The 20694-nt window shown below is 68.0% G+C and carries 16 protein-coding genes and 1 pseudogene; 12 read left to right on the forward strand and 5 right to left on the reverse strand.

Going from position 1 to position 20694, the window contains the following annotated elements:
* Positions 1–696 precede the first annotated feature (696 nt).
* The 3 genes from OG251_RS36350 (at position 697) to OG251_RS36360 (ending at position 6879) form a co-directional block, all read left to right on the forward strand.
* Positions 697–3219 carry a DEAD/DEAH box helicase gene (locus OG251_RS36350; protein ID WP_326681542.1) on the forward strand — a complete coding sequence of 841 codons (2523 nt, stop codon included), beginning with the start codon at positions 697–699 and terminating at the stop codon, positions 3217–3219.
* Between the two features lie 40 nt (positions 3220–3259).
* Positions 3260–4405 carry a hypothetical protein gene (locus OG251_RS36355; protein ID WP_326681543.1) on the forward strand — a complete coding sequence of 382 codons (1146 nt, stop codon included), beginning with the start codon at positions 3260–3262 and terminating at the stop codon, positions 4403–4405.
* A 626-nt stretch (positions 4406–5031) separates the two neighbouring features.
* Positions 5032–6879 carry a hypothetical protein gene (locus OG251_RS36360; protein WP_326681544.1) on the forward strand — a complete coding sequence of 616 codons (1848 nt, stop codon included), beginning with the start codon at positions 5032–5034 and terminating at the stop codon, positions 6877–6879.
* A 236-nt stretch (positions 6880–7115) separates the two neighbouring features.
* On the opposite strand, the gene OG251_RS36365 is transcribed toward OG251_RS36360, so the two are convergent.
* Entirely contained in the window at positions 7116–7562 is a 447-nt protein-coding gene (locus OG251_RS36365) for a hypothetical protein (RefSeq protein ID WP_326681545.1), read from the reverse strand.
* A 333-nt stretch (positions 7563–7895) separates the two neighbouring features.
* Between OG251_RS36365 and OG251_RS45055 the strand changes: the two are divergent.
* The 6 genes and pseudogenes from OG251_RS45055 to OG251_RS36390 form a co-directional block, all read left to right on the forward strand.
* Positions 7896–8030, forward strand: a pseudogene (locus tag OG251_RS45055) (helicase associated domain-containing protein); the annotation flags it as partial.
* Positions 8031–8068: 38 nt separating this feature from the next.
* Positions 8069–8632, forward strand: a complete 564-nt coding sequence (locus OG251_RS36370; protein ID WP_326682813.1) for a helicase associated domain-containing protein — start codon at positions 8069–8071, stop codon at positions 8630–8632.
* A 12-nt stretch (positions 8633–8644) separates the two neighbouring features.
* The gene (locus OG251_RS36375; RefSeq protein WP_326681546.1) at positions 8645–8752 is read left to right on the forward strand and encodes a helicase; all 108 of its coding nucleotides are present in this window, start codon (positions 8645–8647) and stop codon (positions 8750–8752) included.
* Positions 8753–8871: 119 nt separating this feature from the next.
* Entirely contained in the window at positions 8872–9264 is a 393-nt protein-coding gene (locus tag OG251_RS36380) for a hypothetical protein (RefSeq protein WP_326681547.1), read from the forward strand.
* A 311-nt stretch (positions 9265–9575) separates the two neighbouring features.
* Complete coding sequence (locus OG251_RS36385) at positions 9576–9851, forward strand: hypothetical protein (RefSeq protein ID WP_326681548.1); 276 nt, start codon at positions 9576–9578, stop codon at positions 9849–9851.
* A 253-nt stretch (positions 9852–10104) separates the two neighbouring features.
* Positions 10105–10938 (forward strand): SDR family oxidoreductase, encoded by an 834-nt coding sequence (locus OG251_RS36390; RefSeq protein WP_326682741.1) that lies wholly within the window; start codon positions 10105–10107, stop codon positions 10936–10938.
* Positions 10939–11364: 426 nt separating this feature from the next.
* Here OG251_RS36390 and OG251_RS36395 read toward each other — a convergent pair whose 3' ends face one another.
* Together OG251_RS36395 and OG251_RS36400 are read right to left on the reverse strand one after the other, a co-directional pair.
* Positions 11365–11982, reverse strand: a complete 618-nt coding sequence (locus OG251_RS36395; protein ID WP_326681549.1) for a hypothetical protein — start codon at positions 11980–11982, stop codon at positions 11365–11367.
* Between the two features lie 251 nt (positions 11983–12233).
* Positions 12234–15581, reverse strand: a complete 3348-nt coding sequence (locus OG251_RS36400) for an nSTAND1 domain-containing NTPase (protein WP_326681550.1) — start codon at positions 15579–15581, stop codon at positions 12234–12236.
* A gap of 389 nt (positions 15582–15970) precedes the next feature.
* On the opposite strand from OG251_RS36400, the gene OG251_RS36405 reads away from it, so the two are divergent.
* Together OG251_RS36405 and OG251_RS36410 are read left to right on the forward strand one after the other, a co-directional pair.
* A complete protein-coding gene (locus OG251_RS36405) occupies positions 15971–16372 on the forward strand; it encodes an SH3 domain-containing protein (RefSeq protein WP_326681551.1) in 402 nt (133 codons plus the stop codon).
* Between the two features lie 445 nt (positions 16373–16817).
* On the forward strand, positions 16818–17228 hold the full coding sequence (locus tag OG251_RS36410; protein ID WP_326681552.1) for a hypothetical protein: 411 nt from the start codon (positions 16818–16820) through the stop codon (positions 17226–17228).
* A gap of 344 nt (positions 17229–17572) precedes the next feature.
* On the opposite strand, the gene OG251_RS36415 is transcribed toward OG251_RS36410, so the two are convergent.
* Together OG251_RS36415 and OG251_RS36420 are read right to left on the reverse strand one after the other, a co-directional pair.
* A complete protein-coding gene (locus OG251_RS36415) occupies positions 17573–18259 on the reverse strand; it encodes a hypothetical protein (protein WP_326681553.1) in 687 nt (228 codons plus the stop codon).
* 221 nt (positions 18260–18480) lie between these two features.
* Entirely contained in the window at positions 18481–18636 is a 156-nt protein-coding gene (locus OG251_RS36420) for a hypothetical protein (RefSeq protein ID WP_326681554.1), read from the reverse strand.
* Positions 18637–19132: 496 nt separating this feature from the next.
* Between OG251_RS36420 and OG251_RS36425 the strand changes: the two genes are divergently transcribed.
* Positions 19133–20116 carry a pentapeptide repeat-containing protein gene (locus OG251_RS36425; protein WP_326681555.1) on the forward strand — a complete coding sequence of 328 codons (984 nt, stop codon included), beginning with the start codon at positions 19133–19135 and terminating at the stop codon, positions 20114–20116.
* Positions 20117–20694: the final 578 nt, after the last annotated feature.

Consider the following 20694-nt stretch of genomic DNA (forward strand, 5'->3'; position numbering starts at 1 on the left):
GTCCCTACGCGCTGCGCGCGTAGCAGCGGGCTGGGCCCCTGCGGGGCCTGGCCGCTCCCGCTCCGCGTGCGCGGAGGCGGTTCACTGCGTTCACCGCCAGGTGGCACGCGCTCCGCGCCCGCCACCCAACCGCAGGGCAGGCGGCCCGCGTTGCGGGCCGGGGCCGGCCTCCGGCCGACCCGTGGCCTCCGCTGCGCTCCAGCCACCCCCCAGACCCCCTGTCAGCCCCAGTACAGCCAGGGGGTGGGTGGGCCACGCTCCGCGCGGCCCACCCACGGGCCTACGGCCCAAGCAGCAGCAAGGAGGAGGGGTGGTGGTGACGGGTGGTCGGGCGAGTGGCGCATCGCGGGGGCCGATCGCCCGCAGAAAGGGAGCGGACTGAGGGGGTGTCAAGGCGCTTGATTGGCTTGCGATAAGGCAAGACTAGCAGCTTTCGGCCACGTTAGAGGGAATCTCACGATTCTGTGTGCTTCATTTTTGGAGCCGAGATAAGCTATGGACTCAGAGCACACCACCCCGGACCGCCCCGAAGGGTTATCGAGATCCACCACACGGCCTTGCTGGTGCTCCGGTGAGGCAAAGCAACCACCCGATCGCGTCAGTCCAACCGTAGCCCTTGCAGCTCCTCTACGTGCAGGTTTCCCGTTTCCCGCCGCTCGAATCGACCGGACGGCATCCCAGGAGAAGGCAGGCGATATGTCGAGCACAGACCGCGTTGACCAGCGCGAGGCAGCCCAGCGAGAAGCCATTGACGCGGTCGTGCGTGCCCTCGAATTGCCTGCAAGATCACTGGTGCCTGAACGGGGGCTTCGAACGCAGGTGATCATGGCGACCGGGTCCGGGAAGACGCGGGTGGCGGTCCGCAGCGCGGAGGAGCTCCACGCGGGCCGTGTGCTGGTGCTCGTGCCCTCGCTGGACCTGCTCGCCCAGACCGAGTCCGCGTGGCGCGAGGGGGGCCGCCGGGGGCCGATGATCGGGGTGTCCTCGCTGCGGGGTGAGGAGGTGTCCTTCCCCAACACCACGGACGTGGACGAGCTGGTGGAGTGGACGCGGGGCCTGGACAAGGTGACCGTGTACGCCACGTACGCCTCGCTCGGTCTGGGCACACTGGAACGCGCGCACGCCGGGGGCCTCGCGGCTTGGGACCTGATCGTCGTGGACGAAGCCCACCGCGTTTCGGGCCGGATCGGGAAGCCGTGGGCGGTCGTCCACGACAACCAGAAGATCCCCTCCCTGCGCCGCCTCTACATGACGGCCACGCCCCGGCTGTGGCAGCTCGGGGACGAGGACCAGGACGGCGCACCCGGTGAGCTGGTCGCGAGCATGGAAGACGACCCCGACGGGTCCTTCGGCAGCAGGGCGTTCACTTTGACGCTCTCGGAGGCCATCGACCGGGGAATCTGTGCCCCTTACCAGGTGGTGTGCGTGGACGTCACCGACACCGCGCTCCAGGCCGCGCAGCTCCTGGGCGCCGAAGGCCGCTCGGCAGAGGTCCGCGGGGCGCGGCTCGCCGCCCTGCAGACCGCGCTGGTGAAGGCGTCCTCGGAGGAGGGCTTCCGCCGCACGCTGGTCTTCCACCACATGGTGAAGGAAGCCGAGGCGTTCGCGGCCGGCCTCCCCCAGGTCGCCGCGCAGCTGCACGCCGCCGACCCCGAGCTGTACCCGAAGACGATCTGGGCGGACTGGCTGTGCGGGGACCACAAGCCGCTCCACCGGCGGCGTCTGCTGGGCGAGTTCGCGGCCGGGATCGCCACGGACGGCACTGTGGTGGAGAAGTGCTTCCTGTGCTCGGTGAAGGTCTTGGGCGAGGGCGTCGACACCAAGCACTGCGACTCGGTGTACTGGGCGGACGTGCGCGGCTCGATGCCGGACCTGGTCCAGGCCGTGGGCCGGGCACTGCGGACGCAGCCCGGCGAGGGCAAGACGGCCTCGCTCGTGGTGCCGGTACTGCTCGGGCCGGGCGAGACAGCGGACAACATGCTCACCTCCCGGGCGTACGGCGGGCTGGCCAAGCTCCTGGAAGCGCTGCGGGCCCACGACGCGCGGATCGTGGAGAGCCTCGCGGAGCAGCAGGCCCCAAGCCGCTACAAGCCCGTAGCCAAGGACGAGAACGGGAAGAGCACGGACGGGAGCGGCAAAGGCTCCGGAGGCGTGAGTGCCCCCGCCAAGGCCCTGCTGAAGTTCTCCACGCCCCGCGACCCGGCCGCCCTCGCGGCGTTCATCAACTTGCGCGTCGTCAACCCGGAACACGCGCACTGGCGGCGCGGTGTGGAGGCCGCCGTCATCTACGCCCGCGAGCACGGCGACCTGCGGGTGCCGTTCACGTTCCGGGTGCCTGCCGTCGACGATCAGGAGGCGGAGGGCGAGGGGTGGCCGGTCTCGCTCGCCGGGTTCCCGCTGGGGCAGTGGACCGCCGATGCGCGGCGGTTCTACGCCCGCGGGGACATGGACGAGGACCGCATCGTCCAGTTGGAGAAGCTCGGCATGGTCTGGTCCCACTTCGACGTCGCGTGGGAAGAAGGTCTGTCCGCCGCGCGCGGGTGGGCCGCCGAACACGGCCACCTCCTGGCCCCGCTGGACGCCACGTTCCAGGGCGCGAAGGTGGGCATCTTCCTGAAGAACGCGCGGGCCGCCGCCCGGAAGGCTGCCGAGAACGAGCAGCGGCGGGCGGAGGGCCTGGCGGTTCAGTCGTCGGCCGGGGCGCTGTCGGACTCCCGGCGCGAGCAGTTGGAGGAGATCGACGCGTCCTGGTGCCCGACGTGGCCGGTGACGTGGCAGCGGTGCTTCCACCTGGTGCGGATGCACCTGGACGCCGGTGGGACGCTGCCCACCGGGGCGGGTGAGGTCCTGCGCCAGGGCGAGGATCTGGGCCGGTGGGTGACATCGGTGCGCTATGGGTGGGATCAGCTCACGACCGTGCAGCAGTGGATGTGCGAGCAGGTCCTCGGGATTACACCCGCAACCGAGGAGGAGAAGCCGAAGCCGCGACCGACGCAGGCCGACAAGTGGACCGCCAACCTCGCGGCCGCCCAGCAGTTCTACGAGCGCGAGGGACACCTCCAGGTGCCCCGCAAGCATGTCGAGACCGTGCTCTCCGAAGACGGCTGGGAACTCCAGTTCCGTCTGGGGGCATGGGTCAGCAACCAGCGGAGCCGGGTCGCCACGCTCACCCCGGAACGGATGGAACAGCTGTCCACGATCGGGATGCGGTGGTCCTGACGATCGCCGTCATCAACAGCCACGATCGCAAGGAGAACTGATGCACATCACCCCCACCGACGTGGCGCGCGGAGCGATCGGCCGGCAGGCCGAAGGGCTGGACGTGGAAGGAGCGCGGGCCAAGCGGGACGGATTGGTGCGGTTGATCGATCGGCAGCGGACGCCCGGCACACCGGAGCACGCGGACCTGCGGCGGCAGAACCCACTGATCGGCGGCTTCGAGCAGGACGACTGCTTCAGCGACTCCGTCGCCGATCGGGTGGCCCAGCACTTCGAGACGATGGACGCCAAGGTCAGCGAGTGGGATCGGGTCATCGCCCTGCTGGAGGAAACCGGCGGTGCGTACGCGGCCGCGCAGGATGCCGTGCAGACCGCCTGGGCAGCCGACTACGAAGAGCGCCGGACCACAGCCGTGGGTCGGCACCGGCAGCAGCTGGCTGAACGGCGGGCGTCCGAGCAGGACCGGCTGCACGGCATGCCGGTGCACCTCGGGGCGGACACCGCCGCAGCCGCCCGCCACCTCGCCCAGCGCATGGGCGCCATCCCCGAACACCTGGCAGCCGAAGTACTCCATGCGGTCCTCGCCGGTGCCGCCGTCCGGGCCGACGGCACACTTGCACTGCCCGCCGTGTCAGTCATGCCCCGTCAGCAGCTGGTATCCCCCGCCTCGGAGAAGACGCCGGTGAAGCCCCCAGCCCCGTCCTCGGTGCCAGCGCTGGAGGCGAAGGACATCCTGGCAGCGGCGGAACGGTTCCCGTGGGCCCTGGCCGCGCAGGGGACACGTCACTGGCCGGACGGAGAGTTCCTGGACGTCGCGCTGAGAACGGTGCGCACCCAGGAACACGACGGGTACATCGAGCGCCTGGACATGTTCATCGAGCAGCACCGCCGCCGCCTGGAGGAGCTGCTTCGGGCGTACGGGCCGGGCAGCAGGCCCGCCTCGCACGGCCGGTACACGCTGATCGGACAGCCCGAGACCCTGGTCATCCTGGAGCGGATGGAGACCAACCCGTTCGCTCTGCGCGGCCAGTGGGAGAAGGAAGAGGAGACCGTGCTGCTGGACGACCTTGAGTTCGCGTGGGGCCGCGCATCCGCCTCAGCCGGTGAGCAGCCGGGAAACAGCAGCGGGGCCAGGCAGGTAGGCCGCACGCCGTGCCTACCCGTGCACCGCGGATCGAGCCTGTGATCAGAGAGCGTCAGGGTCGGCGGCCCGGGAGAGCGCGCGTGCCGCCTGGGTCAGCGCGGCCTGGGTGAATTGGCGTGTCTCGCTGGATAGTGGCGCCGTTGTCCTGGGCACGACGCACAACAGTGGCTGAAGAGGAGTGAACAGTGAGCTACGGCGGAGGCGGCCCAGACTGGGCAATGATCGGTGCGAAGCGACGGGCAGAGCAAGAGGCTTCAAGTGCTCGGTCGGACGCGGGGCAGTGGAGGGCACGAGCAGAGGCGTTGGCCACCCATATCTACGAAACGGCTGATCGAATCTGCCCTGCGCACATTGCGGGCGACTGCCAGTGCCGACGGTGCTGGGAGCACCGCGTTGCCAAGATCTTCGGCATGGGTGCCGCAGGTAGGTCGGGACCCACCACCGGCGCAGGTCCTACGGACCCGTTCTGGAATCTCATCAACAAGATTTCGCGGGAAGCCGAGGAACGCCGTTAGACAACCCTGGGGCGCCGGCTGTCGCCCTGCGGGTGTCACGGCATGTGGCTTCCGGTCCGGGGGCGTGTTCGGACGTCACCCGGACAGCGGAGCGTCGTTTATCCGCTACAAGCACCGCGCGGGGAGCGCGATGGAGTCTGCGGGAGGCATCTGGTGGTCACGCTCAACGTCGAGTGCGAGCTGTTCGAAGTCGACGGGGTGGTGCATGAGTTGCGGTTCGGCGCCCCAATGGCCGCGCTGACCGGGGAGACCCGTTCGGGCAAGAGCACCGTGCTGGAGGTCTTGGGGTGGACGCTGGGGGTGGACGGCGCGAAGCTGATGTCGGCTGCGGCGGCGTGCAGCCGCGTCGGGTTCGTTGCCCGCATCGGGGGGTCACGGTGGCGGATCACCCGCAGCACGGTGGACCGCTCACAGGACGTGAGTTTCACCCACAGCACGCTAGGCACGGAGGAACATCACCCGGTCAAGCGCAGCGAGGCCCGCAGGTCTGCGGCTGACGTTTTCCAGGATCTCCTCGGGATTCCCAGGCTGGGTGCGGGGCGTACGCGCGTCACCCTGGATCTGCTGATGCCGTGGTTCTACGCACGCCAGCGGGACCTCCCCAACGACTACCTCGGCGGGCAGAGCAAGGAGCAGCGCAGTGCGGTGGGGCGGGTGCTGCTGGGTGCCGATGACGAAACGGTCGACGCGCTGCGCCAGGAGGCCGCTGGCAGGACGAAGGAGTGGCGGTCGGTGAGTAACCGTGTGAAGAGGATTCTGCGTGATCGGGAGGAGCGTGAGCTGCCGTCGGTCGAGGATCTTCAGCGCCGTGCCGCTCAGTGGACCGCTCAGCAGGAGAAGGCGTCTCTCAGGGCGAGGGAGGCGGGTGTGGTTCTCAGCCGTTTGCATGCCGAACTCGCGGCGCTCCAGAAGAAGGCGTCCGTGGCGGAGGAGGCGCGGGGTGTCGCTCGTGCGGCTGCGGACGAGCGGGAACGTACGGTGCGGCTGCTGGAGGCGGCCGCGGCCGAGGCCCGTGGCCGTCTGGCTGGTCTGCGGGAGGCTGCTACCGACCCGAGCCTGTGCCCCCAGTGCGTGCAGTTGCTCGATCTGACGGGGCTGTCGGAAAACGACTGCCGGGTATGCCGGCGGCCCGATCCCAAACGCCAGGACCGCGCCGAGCAGTTGAAGCGGCGGATGTCGCAGGCGCAGGAGGCTGCTGAGCGGGCCCGGGAGGCAGCCCGTCGCGCGTCCGAGGCCGCTGATGCCGCCCGTGGGCGTGCTCGCGATGCCGATCGGGCCGTGGTGGAGGCTTCGGCAGCCGCGCAGGTCTTCGCCCAGGACGTGGTCGCGCCGCAGCAGCAGACAGTGGTCGAGGCCGAGGCTGCCGTGCGTGAGCTGGCCGCACGGCTGGAGCAGAACGCCGAGCACCTGCGGGAGCTCGCGGAGCTGACCGAGCTGCGCGGGAGGCTGCCGCAGCTGGAGAAGGACAAGAACGCCGCCGAGGCCGCGTACGCCGCAGCACGCAACGACACCGATCTCATGGTGAAACAGGGCACCGACCGGTGGTCCCACCACATGCTGCGCCGAATGCAAGCATGCGACCCGGAGATCACCACCGTCTCCATCGACCCGGCGGACTTCTCCGTCACGATCAACGGCAGCGCGTTCGACGCGCGGGCCGTCGCCGGTCACGGCATGACCCGCACCAACGTCAGTGTCCTGCTGGCATTGCGCGACACCGCCTTGGAGGTCCCCGCGATGCCGGTGCCGCAGTTCCTGATCGTCGACGGCCCCTTCACCGGCCTCGGCAGCAGCCCGGAGGACCAGCGCACCGGGGCCGCGCTGCTCGACGGCCTGACAGACCTGGCCACGTCCGAGGACCTCTCGGGCGCCGGCGGGCAGGTCATCATCGCCTGCACCGAACTGCACGGCACTCCGGGACCAGCCGTCCGCGAAATCCGCACCAACTTCACAGACGGCGCCATCCCCGGGCTGCCTCCCCGACAGCCCACCACAAAGTAGGAGTCGGCAAAGTCCTCGTCGCACCACAGCCCATCCAGCCGGTCTCTCACCCACATCGCTGTCGTGCCACCCGGGTTCCTCGCCCGCGCGATGTGCGCGGTCAGAGGGGGGACTTGCTCACCGACGGGGACGGACGGACAACAGGCAACTCGGCAACTGCATCGGCCACTGGGACAGCCCGAGCACGCCCGTTGATAACGCTGCCGCGCTGGGAATCTCCAAGTTCCCCGACAGAGTCAAGGGCTCGTGTTCTCGCACGGAAGACCCGGGGGAGTGCCCGCGGGCAGGAAGCGTTTGCGCTCCTCCTCGGTGTAATCACGCCCGGCCGAGGAGCAGAGGTGGGGAAACCAGTTCGCGCGATCAAGGTCGTAGGTCTGCCGCCAGCCCTTGGCGTAGGCGACCAGGCGGTCTTCGTGGATGATCGCTGTCCGCCTGGTGTCGAGCACGGTGGGGATGGCGCCGATATGACGGCCTGTGTCAGTTGCCCACAGATCGTAGCCGCCGGAGGATTCGGTGATCGCTGTGCCGTCCGAGGTCAGAGAGACCACGTTGTCCAGGCGGTCCACGGCCATGGGGTGCCCCGTGGTTTTCCGCTGGTCCACGGTCCATTGGCGGACGGTGCCGTCCGCGCTCTGCACCAACAGACTCCGGCCGTCGGCGGAAAAGACGAGGCTGCGTTGCATGAAGTCATGGAAGACGGGGCTGATCGCGTCACCGGACAGGACCCCGATCCGTTGGCCGGCGAGGGTGTCCCAGAGTTGGATGGTGCCCCGGGTAACGCCGGCCCTGGTGACTACCGCGACTTGGTGCGGGTGGTCCGGTCGTGGCACCAGCTGTCCGGATGAGCGGAGGGGCGAGATGAGCGCCCCGTTCGTGTGCTCGACTTGCATGGGGCGTCCCACTTGTAGGCCGGTGACGGAGTCCACCCGTAGGAGCGAGCCTCCAACCGTCAGAGCAGCTATGTCGCCGCCCGCCAGAGGGGTGACCCAGTCCAACGCGCCGAGCAGCTTTCCGATATCCGTGCCGACGTCGAGGACAGGAACGACAACGGGGGCAGGGACGGGGGCGTTTTTCCGCTGGGGCGATGGCTGTCCGATCAGCGGCGGGCGATGCGGGCCGGGACACTGCTCCCCGAACGGGCGGCGGACCTGGAGGAACTCGACATCGTCTGGGACCCGGCGGACGCGGCGTGGGAGGAGAACTTGGGTGCCGCACGTGCGTACTTCGCGGCGTACGGAACACTCGCCGCACCCGTGACCGCCGCGATAATGACCGGCCCTTCGGACAATGGCTGGCCAACGCCCGGAAGAAGGGCGGAATCGGCAAGGACCTGGTGCGGGCGGAGCGCCGGGCGGAGCTGCTCGCCGCGATCGATCCGGACTGGCGGCCGGACTGGCCGGTGGACTGGCAGCGCCACTACACCGCCCTGGCAGGTCTTGTGACGCCCGGGGAGGTGCTCGGGGAAGTGGCGGCCGGGACGGTCGTGCACGGCATGGACGTCGGCCGGTGGCTGGCCACGCAACGGCAGGACTGGGACCGGCTCGCCGTAGGGCAGCGCGAGCGCCTGGCCCTCCTCGGCGTCACGCCCGCACCACGGCCGGCCACCCCGGCCCGGAAGACCCGGCAGAGGCAGGGGGCGGCGGCAGGCGGTGCGTCCGAGCGAGGTATCGCCGCGCTCACCCAGTACACCGAGCGGGAAGGAACGCTCGTCGTACCCCGGCCGTGGAGCGAAGAACTGCCCGACGGAACATAGGTATGGCTGGGTGTGTGGCTCTCCAACACCAAGAGCCGACGCGACAAGCTCACCCCCGAGCAGCGCCAGACCCTCGCCGGGATCGGAGTCGACTGGGCGTGGGGGCGGGTAGAAACCTGAGCGCGAGGTGCTTGGCATCTCTATACTCATCGCGTCCCAGCGGTCAACTTGCATAGGAAGCAACTACCTTGCGTAGAACACGAATAGCGACTGTCCTCAGTGGTATCGCCGCCGCAACATTGCTCACAATCAGCAACGCCTCGGCGGGCACCATCGAGGAAAACCTTGCCGGCACCAAGGCACCTCCGTTCAGTGCGGGCAAATGGGTGTGCGCGCCCCCCAACTCCGTGGGGAAGGGCTGTTTCCGCGAGGACGGGGACTGGTTCGAGATCGTCGACGAGAAGGAGGACGGGCACTCAACCGTGGTTGTCTGGCACAGCGTCTACCCCAGGAACCAGGCGACCGTTCGACAAGGACTCATCTGGCACACCGGTGGATTCCAGACGTATCGATGGACGAACAAAAACTTCGAAGAGGGATGGAACCTTGAGTTCCGTGTCTGCGCCGGCGAGTACGGCAACCGGCACATCATCGAGAACAGCTGCACCCAATGGAAGACAACTAAATCCTGACACCACTCACGGCAGCCCGCACGCTCCCAGCACGCGGGCTGTTCCCGGAACCCCGCAGATAGCCGCCCAGTGGGTGTGGAGTGGGCGTGACACCGGCCGTAGCCGGACCGTTGAACCGATCCGAACGGCACTGCACAGAGAGGCCCTGGGCGAAGCGCCCAGGGCCTCGTGCTGTCAGCGCCTTACGGCCGGGGGGCACCAGAAACCCAGGCATGGGTGCCCAGGATCTTCCGTTCGAATCAGGCACTTCCCGGGCCGCTCCTGACGTTGTGCGAGGGAGAACACCCGCACCGACCGGAGGAACCACCCCCATGCAGAACAGGGCCGAGCCCGCCGTCGCCCGCAGCGACTGGTACGTACGGGCCCGCGTCAGGATCATCCGCGACCACACCGCCGTCACCGAAGACCCGGCCGTCCACCGCCACTTCGCCCAGGGCGAGGAACTCACCCTCACCCAGTGGGGCAGGGCCGGACAACCCGTCAGCGACACCTGGTGGACAACCCAGAACACCAACACCGCCCACACCGTCCCCGACGGCCACGTCACCGTCCTGAGGATCATCGACGAGACATCACCCGCCGGGTAGACCGGGCGACGGAAGGACGGGCATGTCTACCGGCCTCCCCTCATGAACAGGGCCGAGGCCGAATGGACAGGCCCTTCTCCGACTGCTCGCTGTCCGCCGCGACGGTCCGTGTCGGCGTACACGTGAACGTGCACAGCCGAGTACGGATGAACGTGCCCACCTGCGGGCATGGCCAGGCGTCTTCTTGACCTGAAGCGTGATTGAGGTTCTAGCGTGTCGCCTACTCGATCATCTGACGATGGGAAACACGCTCGTGATCCTCGTGACCGGAGCCACTGGAAACATAGGCAGTGCCCTGCTGAAGGAGCTGCACGCACGCGGTGTCGGGCCGCTGAGAGGGCTCACCCGTGATGCCGCACGGGCCGTCTTCCCCCAAGGGGTCGAGGCTGTGGAGGGCGACTTCGCAGAGCCGGCGTCGTTGAAGCCCGCGCTGGAGGGGGTGCGCTCGCTGTTTCTTGTGTCGCGCCTGGGCTCGGACGCCGACATCCTCGAAGCCGCCCGGCAAGCGGGAGTGGAGCACGTCGTGTTGGTCTCGTCCATCACCGTCCAGACCCACCCGCACCTCGGCCCCGCCGACGAGAACCTGGCGGTGGAGCAACTGCTCAAGGAAACCGGCATGGCCTGGACGATCCTGCGGCCGACGCAGTTCGCGTCGAACGCCCTGATGTGGGCTGCGTCCATCCGTGGCCGCAGGACTATCCGCGCGCCGTACGCCGAGACCGCGCTGCCGACCATCCACCCCGCGGACATCGCATCGGTGGCACGAGTGGCACTGACCGAGCCCGGCCACCACGGACGCACGTATGCCTTGACCGGGCCAGAGCCGATATCCGCCCGACAGCAGGTCGAGGTCATCGCGGCAGTACTGGGTCGGGAGGTTCCCTTCGTCGAGATCAGCCGTCGGCAAGCCCACGAGCAGATGGTCGAGGTCTTCGGGGCCGAGGCCGCGGACGCGGTGCTCGACGTTACCGGTGGAGACGTGAACCCCGAGCTGCTGATGGTGCGCGACACGGTTTCTCAGGTAACCGGAACGCCGGCTCGCCCGTTCCGGCAGTGGGCTTCGGAGAACGCCGACGCCTTCCGTTGAATCGCCAGGGCCTGAGCACGTTCATCCGTACCCAGGTGTGCATTTTCAGGAGTACGCCGACAGTCCGGAGCTCCGCGGCGGTCGTGGCCACCTCCGCCGTCGGGTCACCCTGCTCCACCGCGACCCTGCCGAGACTGTGGGCGGCCCCGCGGTCTCCCCAACACCCGGTCCTCAGACCCCCCACCCTGCGACCAGACCGCACCCACCAGCCTCACTGCATAAGAACCCTCGAACCTTAAGACAGCGCCACCCACCATGAGACAACGCCTCATGACAGCAGAATCTCTCACCTCATGACAGTGAAACCAGACGATCGACACCGCCCTGACCAGCAACAAGAACCCACGCCAACAATCCCCGCCGCTGACCCTCACCACCACTGACACCAACCCGAGAGATCGCACCCTCCGGGGCCGTGGGGTGACGTCAGTCGTCGAACCAGACGACGAGCCTGACGTCGTCGTCGCCGTGCAGTTCGGCGAGGGTCCGCATGACGGTCCAGACGGGACCCCACTCTTCGTCCGGCACGGCGTCACCGCGGCTTAGGCGTTCAACACGGAACATCTGGTCTCCATCGATCCACCGGGAGCCCTCCGGGAAGTGCAGCTTGGGCCGGCCCGCGATGTAAGCCGGCTGTCCGCAGAGCTCGACGAACCGGCGAGGAGCGGAGTAGTGCCGCTGGAGGAACTGCCAGCCGCCCTGCGGGTCACGGTAGTACTCGCGGATGTAGGCATCGGGCTCGGCGGACTCCTCATCCCAGTCGACCCGCTTGATCTCCGCCCAGCTGACCCAACTCGCGCTTCGCCCGCCCGTCGTCCCATGCCCGTCGCGGACACGGTTCGACACGTCCTCAGGCAGTCCACGGACAGGAGCCACCGGCACGAACTGCTCGTTGTCGCAGACACCGAGCAGACAGCCAAAGGCGTCGTAATTCCTCGGCACTTCCAGATGGTCCAGGTCGATAGCGGCGTGCCAGAACGAATCCGCCTCATGGTCCCGATAGTCACGATGACACTCGATGAAGCCCCAGATGTCTCTACCCATACCGCGATAATGCCTGGTCCAGCCGAGAACTCTCGCTCTCGTGACATGAGCAGTCGCTCCCACGGCAGCCGTTCAACCACATGTCGGTCAAAGAGCAGCAGCAGCCACTTGGCCATCTCATGACAGCGGACCAGACCGGCCACCACACGCATGACCAGGAAACCGACAACAGAACGCGGCTGACGCACAGCCGCTGCCACCAACACTCCCACTCACACCACGAGGCCCGGGGCTTGACAGTACCGGCCAGGTCAGGGGCATACGGGAGAGTGCTTTTGATCCGGCAGATACAGCGACCGCTCGGCCGAGGTGAAATCTCGGTGCAGAGCGCGGCAGATCTTACGCATTGCCTCATTTGGTCCAAGCAGGGATACATTCCGCAGCTGAACTGTCTTGTCATCGCTGCCGGTGGCAATGGTCCGGCCGTCAGGACTGAACGCCATCGAGAAGAGCTCCTTGGTGTGGCGGGGGAGGGTGGCCCGGATCGTACGGGTGCCTACATCCCATAGCTGCACTGCCCATTCGCGGTCGCTGGTGGCCAGCGTACGGCCGTCCGGACTGAACACCGCCTGAGACCTGCTGCCGGTGAGAGTGGCACGAGTCTTGCCCGACGCCACGTCCCACAACATCGCTTCCCCGCCCTCGCTGCCAGTGGCGAGGGTCCGGCCGTCAGGACTGAACGCAACCGAGTCCGCTCCCCCGGTGAGGTAGACGCGGATCTCGCCCGACGCCACGTCCCACAACCGCACTGACCAGTCGCCTCCGGTGGCCAGAGTGCGCCCGTCAGGGCTGAACGCCACCGAGGCCACTCCCCCGGTATGGCCGGTGAGGGTGGTGCGGATCTTGCCCGACGCCACATCCCACAACCTCGCTGTCCCGTCCAGGCTGCCAGTGGCGAGGGTCCGGCCGTCAGGACTGAACGCCACCGAGGCCACTCCCCCGGTATGGCCGGTGAGGGTGGTGCGGATCTTGCCCGACGCCACATCCCACAACCTCGCTGTCCCGTCCAGGCTGCCAGTGGCGAGGGTCCGGCCGTCAGGACTGAACGCCACCGAGGCCACTCCCCCGGTATGGCCGGTGAGGGTGGTGCGGATCTTGCCCGTGCTCATGTCCCACAACCGCACCGACCAGTCGCCGCCACTGGTGGCCAGAGTGCGCCCGTCAGGGCTGAACGCCAACGAGTACACCCCTACGGTGTGGCCGGTGAAAATAATCCGGGCCTTGCCCGACGCCACATCCCACAACCGCACTGACAGATTGCCGTCTGCGGCAGCGAGGGTCCGGCCGTCAGGACTGAACGCAACCCAACCGGTGTCACCGGTGAGGGTGGTGCGGATCTTGCCCGTCGCAACATCCCACAACCGCACCTGTTCGTCATCACCGATGGCGAGAGTCCGGCCGTCAGGACTGAACGCCACCGAGCCCATCCCCTCGATGCGGCTGGTAATGCGGGCCCTACCTGACGATACATCCCACAACCGCACCTGTCCGTAATCACCGATGGCAAGGGTCCGGCCGTCAGGACTGAACGCCACCGAGTCCACCGAATCACTGTGGCCGGTGAGGGTGGTGCGGATCTTGCCCGACGCCACATCCCACAACCGCACCTGTTCGTCATAACCGATGGCGAGGGTCCGGCCGTCAGGACTGAACACCACCGAGTCCACCGGATCGCGGCCGGTGAGGACAGTGCGGGCCTTACCCGACGCCACATCCCACAACCGCGCATCTCCGAAATCACCGATGGCGAGGGTCCGGCCGTCAGGACTGAACGCCACCGAGAGAACCGGACTGGTACCGGAAAGAAGGTAACGGAGCGGATAGTCGGCGGCCGCGTTCAAGCTGGCCATGGCTTCGGTCGTGGGGCTGGTCCGGTAGGCCTGGACCGCCAGCAGCGAGGCGAGGTCGGGGTCCCTTCCCAGCAAGGCTGCGGACTGCGCGGCGGTCTGCCGGGACTGGGCCGTCCGCTCTGCGGTGAGGGCAGTCTGCCTCTGCCAGAAGGCAAACCCGGCAGCGAGCAGCGCCAGGGCGAGCATGCAGGACAGGACGGTGTTGAGGCGCCGGGTACGGCGTGCTGCGGCTTTCTGGCGTTGCTGGCTGGTGGTGAGGAATTCCTGTTCCGGGAGGGTGAGGTCGGTGCGGGTGTGGGGTGTTGTGAAGGTTTCTTCGGCGGTGGCGAGGCGGGTGCCGCGGTAGAGGGCTCCGGGGTCGTGGTCGAGGTTGTTCCAGATGTGGGTGGCTTCGGTGAGCTGTCGGTGGATGCGCAGGCGTTCGCGGTCTTCGTCGATCCATCGGCGGAGTCTGGGCCAGGCGGTGATGAGGGCTTCGTGGGCGAGGTCGATGGTGGGGCCGTCGACGGTGAGGAGGCGGGCGGAGGTGAGGCGTTCGAGTACGGCGTTGGTGTCTGTGGGGTCCGCGGTGTCGAGTTCGGTGCGGTCGACGGGGCGCCGGGTGTCCTGGGTTCCTTCGCCGGGTGTGATCAGGCGGAGCAGAATACGGCGGGCGAGGAGGGTCTGGGTGGGTGTGAGGGTGGTGTAGGCGGTTTCGGCGGTGTGGGTGATGGCGCCGTGGAGTCCGTCGGCGGCGTCGTAGGCGGCTTCGGTGAGGGCTTTGCCTCTGCGGCGGCGCCAGGTTTCCAGGAGGGCGTGGGACATCAGGGGCAGGGCACCGGGTTCGCCGTCGATGTCCTGGAGGATGCGGGCGGTCAGGCCGCGTTCGACGATCAGTCCGCGGGCGGTGGCGGGCTTGACGATCGCTTCCCGCAGTTCGTCCGCGTTCATCGGCCCGACGGGCATGGTGGCGTCGCGCAGCACGGTGATCAGGTTGTGGTGTTCGAGGCACCGGTTGTAGAAGTCGGCCCGGACCGCGATCAGGACGCGCAGCCGGCTGTCGGGATCGTTGGCGGTCAGGAGCCGGTCGATGAACGTGGTGCGTTCGGCCGGATCCCGGCACAGGGTGAAGATTTCCTCGAACTGATCGACGATCAGCCACGTCGCCGCCCCCTCGTTCCCGCCTGTCGTGGTTGCGGGGGTCAGGCGTTGTTCGTGGGTGCGCAGTGGGTGGGCGCCGGGGGTGATGATGCGCAGGGCCGCGGGTCGCAGGGCGGGTTGGTCGGTGTGGCGGAGGCGTGGGACCAGGCCGGCGCGCAGGAGGGAGGACTTGCCGCTGCCCGATGCTCCGACAACCGCGGTGACACGGCGGTTGCGGGCCAGTTCGAGCAGGTCGTCGATGAGGTGGTCGCGGCCGAAGAACAGGTCCGCGTCACCCGGCTCGAAGCGTGCGAGCCCCCGGTAGGGGGGCTCGGTGTCCTGGTCCGCCGGGCGGGGCAGGCGCAGGAGCTCCGCGTTCGCCCGCTCCCACCGGTCCTGCCAGTCCGCAGTGTCGCCGCGGCACACGGTGACGTAGGCCAGGAGGACCGGCAGGGTCGGTAAACGCTCCCCCCCGGCGGCCTGCGAGAGCGTCGCCCCGGAGTAGCCGGCCCGCCGCGCCATGGCCCGGTAGGCGGGTGCGCCGGCCTCGTCCCGCAGTTTGCGCAGCTCGTGAGCGAACCGCGCGATGGGCCCGTCCTGCGGATCGATCGGATTCTCCGGACGCCCCACGTATTTTCCCCGCTCCCACACCGGCCAGCCCTGTGCGAACGGCCACCGTAGAGAAACGGGCCACAGGCCCGCAACGGGGCGGGCAACAAACGAGCCACCAACGGCCACCGATTGATCAGTGCAGCTCAGACGGGCTGCCAATCAACTCCCCACCCGGTGAACTCGAACTCGTCGGACAGCGCTTCGCCGCTTCGGAACACCGGACGGCCGGCCCGCGAACGACGATCCGAACCCGGCGAACCATCACGGCCAGCCGCCACCCGCGGGGTGCGGAACAGGGGACCGCATCCCGCTTGGAAGGGAGCCCAAGCCAAGAAAGAGCAGGAGTCGCACAAGAACGACTCGACTGAGCAGCCGTCCTGGCTGCCTCTGGAAGAAAGAGAAGAACGATGAGCACACTCAATTCGCCCGTCCGGACCAGGAAGTGGGCCACCGCGGCCGCCGCATCGCTCCTCATGGCCGGCGCAGCTCTCACCGCGACAGCACCTGCGGCCACCGCCGTGCCCACCGGATCCAGCGCTTGCCCCGGCGGGGTCGGCTGGTCGAACAAATCCCCCGGGACGGGAACCGCCAAGGGAACCAGCGCCCTGCTCCGTTCCGGCCCCAGCGAGGACTGCGGCGTCACCTACACCGTCGGCACCGCGGTCGTGCTGAACTACCACTGCTGGGTGAAGAACTCCGCCGGCAACAAGTGGACCCACGTCCGCGTCGACAACACCAACTTCCAGGGCTGGGTCTACAACGCCCGCCTGGACGACGGCGGCTCCGTACACCCGGACAACAAGTGCTGACCTGAGAACACCACCAGCACGTGACACTGCCGGGAACCGTCGTCATAGGCCGTTCCCGGCAGTGTGGGCAAGCAGGGCCACCTCGGACTGTTCCCACGTGCCGACCTGTCGACCGGGCGCACGACCGGATTGGATTCCGGTCTCCCCCGGCGCGGCGTCGGTCGAGACCGGGACCCGACCCGCAGCATCAGGCAGCGCTGCCCCACCACAGTCCCGAATTCGTACCTTGTCGGCCAGTCAGCCCGTGTGCTGCTGTTGTGCACGCTGCGCGTGGCAGGCAGGCAGAACAACAGCCTCCAGTGGAGGAAGCGAAAATCGCGTGGCACCCATGGCAAAGCGCGTTTCAGCCATGGGAGGAGCGAGGAACAACATGCCCCCATCTATCCGGGTCGTCATGTCTAGCCCCCACTCATTTCCCGCACTGGCCCAAGGAGAGGACCCACCGATGAAGAAGTACGCACTACGCATCACCGTGGCCGCAGTCGCGCTGCTGGCTACGGGAATCGGGACACCAGCGTCAGCCCAGAGCACTCAACCGACCTCCGGTCCGGGCACAACCTACGGGCCCCGCTGCACAAAAATCAGCAGTGGGCGCTTATGTGCCTCTGTCATCGATGCAAATCATGACATCGTAGTCCAGTACGCCAAGAATTCAGGAAAGCGCATCACGGCTCGAATCGGTTACGAAAGGGCGGGGAAGAATCACTGGAAAGGGTGGTTCTACCTGAAGGCGGGCAAGACCAAGACAAAGCAGTGGAATGACGCGTACCCGCAGAAAGGGTGCCCGAAGTTCATCGGTAAAATTCAAGTGAAGGGGCAGCAGACCTTCCAGACGCCGCCCGCTTCCTGCAATTAGCCACGCACGTGCATGAGTCCTCGCCGGTTCACTGGCGAGGACTCTACAGTTGTGGGGTGCGGCATTCCCGAGGCCAGGGCAACGGCTGCGCCGCGCGGTTGAGTTGTCCGGTGAGGTTTCATCGCCGGCGTGGCCGCCGGGACGCACGGTCACTCATACGCGTACGAGAGTCGCACCAGTCGCCGGGCAGAACCGCCGGGTGACCACCCGCCGCCCGCTGAGCACAGAACCCACCTCCGTACATGCCGTCGGCAGCCCACAGTTGTCGCCCACGGCCGCGCCCCGGACCGGTCGACTCTATGGGCGTGCGCCGGTCCGGTGTGTCACAGCGAGCTGGCCAGTTCCTACTCCCTGAAATACTTTGTCCGTTGCGACTCAGTCTGGCGGCGATACACCTCGGCCCGTATTTCGGATGCGGTCATCGGGATGGGCTCGGGCACTGGGACGAAGCTGAACGGTTGGCCGGCCTGGTCGATGACGGCTGTGCCACTGCGGCCCGCGCTCATCCAGTCCAGCTCCAGGCGCCAATCGACCTCGAAGGCTGAGAGCGGGTAGATCACGAACAGCTCCGGGTCGCTGTTCGTCACGGTGAAGGGGAAATCTGCCGCCTCATTGGTCTTTGGCTTGAGCGCCGGTGCCTCAGCGTCCAGGTCTGTCGTGAAGCCGCGTGTGCTTAAAACTCCCCGTGTCACTTCTGAGCGAGCTGGGCGCGGTGGGCGGCGCGACAGGATGACGGGCCGCATCCGCTGCAGCACCACAGCCTGCGCCGTATGCGCTTCCACCAGCAGCCTGACCCCGTTCTTCGGCTGCCATCTGCGGGCGGGTTCCGCATCCAGGCTCATCAGCAAACTGCTGCTGCTGAGCAGTTCAACGGTCACGTGCAGCGGAACCTCCGGCTGTGGTGTCCGGCCGGTCACCACGGTGACATTGCCGTGCACATCGCGGGCTTGGATCACCGGCCCGTACACATGGGCCTGACCGGAGACCTGGTTCTCCGTCTGCTGGTCCTGCGGCTGTGGGGACTCGTCCATGTTCCGTTCCTCCTGTGATTGTTGAAATCGGGGCAGGACGGTACCGACCGTGCACAGGCATTGTGCCGGGCGATTGGGCCCGGAAGACCACGGTGAGCTGTCCGCCCAGGCGGCATGGGCATGACCAGCCGTGGTCGGTCGTTGATCCGGTGGAACGGCACTGCACAGAGAGACCCCGGGCATCATCGCCCGGGGTCTCGTGCTGTCGGGAACCGCACGCACTACGGGGCGCTGTCCGGGGTGCCCGGGAAGCTCAGACGGCCGAGTGTATCCAGCAGATGGGCGACGTGGCCGGGCTCCGGGGCACCCTGGGCCGCTGCGGCCGTGGTGAGGATGTCCTGCCGGATCTCCGGCGGTGCCTCCCGCCAGTGGGCCACCAGCTGATCGAGGCGTGCGGTATCGCCCGGCTCCGGGGCGGGCTGCGTCCCATCAGATTTCCTCCGGCCTGAGGTCCCGGACCCAGCGCCACCGGCCTGTCGTATCGGGTGCGTACAGCTCCACGTCGGTCGTCGTGTCGTCCACCACCTCACCGTACGAGGCAGACACCCCCACAGGTGAGCAATCCAGCCAGAAGGCAGGTCCGGAGCGGTCCGGCACCCAGGGAGTGCCGCCGCTTCCGGAAACCCGCCACACCACTGGTGTGCCGCACAGGGGCCGCGGCTTCATAGAACCGAATCGCTGCGCCGGAGTGGGGTGTTGGGATCGAATACAGGTATGCCTCCCACGCCTGCCCGCCCCCCGCGGTTACGCCGCACCACCCGTCTCACCGCCCGGACCTCCGTCGGCCTGGGAGCAGGCTCCACCCGGCCACCGGACACTCCCCCTCCTACCGAGGAGCGACCGGAAGGTCTGGACTGGGCGCGGCGGATCGAGTTGTTCACGGTCGTGGTCGCGGCCGTCGTGGCGGTGGTGGGTCTGTGGTACTCGAACGTTCAGACCAGGCAGGCCAATGAGCAGGCCCAGCAGGCTAACGCCCAGGCGCGGGATGACCGGGCGCTGGCCAAGGAGGGGCAGATCACCGACCGGTACACGGCAGCGGTGGGAAACCTCGGCGAGGACAAGGCGGACGTGCGGCTGGGCGGTATCTACGCCCTGCAGCGGATCATGCAGGACTCCCGCCGCGACCACCCCACCATCGCCCACGTCCTCGCCGCCTACATCCGCACCCACGCCGCGAAACCCCCGGCCAAAGACCAGGACGTCGCGGCCGATGTCCACGCCGCCCTCACCGTCCTCGCCACCCGGGACACAACCCGGGACGGCCCTTTCCTCCTTGATCTCCGCGCCGCCAAACTCCCCAACATCACCCTCGAATCCACAGCCGGATCAGCGGCGGTTCTGAGCTACGCGAACCTGCGCGGCGCAGACCTGACCGGCGCGAAGCTGCACGCGAAACTGATCGGCGCAGACTTGACCGGCGCGAAACTGAACGACGCGGACCTGGACGACGCGTACCTGAACAACGCGAACCTGCGCGGCGCGGACCTCAACGGCGCAGACCTGGACGACGCGAACCTGGACGGCGCGGACCTGCTGGGCGCGGACCTGCGCGGCGTGGACCTGGACGGCGCGAACCTCAACGGCGCGAACCTGAACAACGCGAAAATGAACGGTGCGTACCTGCAGCACACGGATCTGAACAGCGCGGACCTGAGCGGCACGGACCTGAGCGACGCGGAACTGCTGGGCGCGGACCTGCGCAGTGCGAAACTGAACGACGCGAAACTTAACGGCGCGGACCTGCTGGGCGCGGACCTGCGCGGCGTGGACCTGCGCGGCGCGTTTGACCTGACGAGGGAGCAGGTTGAGGCAGCCGTCACTGACGGCGATACGCGGTTGCCTGCCGCGCTCCGGTAGGCCCTGGCGGCTTCCCGCCCGCGTTGCCGGCCATCAGCCGCCCTGGCGGCCCGTGGGTCCGGGAGGGCGATGTGCCATGACCCTCCCGTCCCGGAGCCTCCGGCCAGGCCGGGCGCCGCCCTCGGCGACCACTGCCCCCGGCACGTCACACCCGTCACACCGGCCTGAACTCTGTTGTCCTCCGCCCGGCTTCGCCGCCTTCGGGAACCGGGGCGGTGTACGGGAGTACCGCACCACCTCACCGGACCAGCGCAGCAGCTGCTGTTCCTGGCCGGTGTACTTGCGCCTGACAGTAGAGGACACCACTGACAATCCAACCCGTCGGAGGGCTGAGCTGCGACGACAACGATCCTCGCCCGTGGCTTAGTGGTCGGCTCCGGAAATCCCTCGGGGGGGGTGACGTGAGGTCAGGTCATGTGTGGGTCCTGGATCGCCGTTTCGGGGTGCGGGGAAGCGGTCGGACGCGGCCGCGCACTCGGAGGATCATCGTCCGGGAAGAGGACGGGCGCCTGGTCTGCAGTGCCTGCTATCAGCGGCTGAACCGCGGCGACCGTCCGCGGCACCAGTGCGTCGACTGC

The organism is Streptomyces sp. NBC_01237 (assembly GCF_035917275.1).
GTDB lineage: Bacteria > Actinomycetota > Actinomycetes > Streptomycetales > Streptomycetaceae > Streptomyces.

Coding starts and splice junctions, on each gene's coding strand:
- OG251_RS36350 (WP_326681542.1), top strand. CDS start 697: ATGTCGAGCACAGACCGCGTTGACCAGCGCGAGGCAGCCCAGCGAGAA.
- OG251_RS36395 (WP_326681549.1), bottom strand. CDS start 11,982: ATGGGTAGAGACATCTGGGGCTTCATCGAGTGTCATCGTGACTATCGG.
- OG251_RS36385 (WP_326681548.1), top strand. CDS start 9,576: ATGCAGAACAGGGCCGAGCCCGCCGTCGCCCGCAGCGACTGGTACGTA.
- OG251_RS36355 (WP_326681543.1), top strand. CDS start 3,260: ATGCACATCACCCCCACCGACGTGGCGCGCGGAGCGATCGGCCGGCAG.
- OG251_RS36365 (WP_326681545.1), bottom strand. CDS start 7,562: ATGCAACGCAGCCTCGTCTTTTCCGCCGACGGCCGGAGTCTGTTGGTG.
- OG251_RS36410 (WP_326681552.1), top strand. CDS start 16,818: ATGAAGAAGTACGCACTACGCATCACCGTGGCCGCAGTCGCGCTGCTG.
- OG251_RS36405 (WP_326681551.1), top strand. CDS start 15,971: ATGAGCACACTCAATTCGCCCGTCCGGACCAGGAAGTGGGCCACCGCG.
- OG251_RS36415 (WP_326681553.1), bottom strand. CDS start 18,259: ATGGACGAGTCCCCACAGCCGCAGGACCAGCAGACGGAGAACCAGGTC.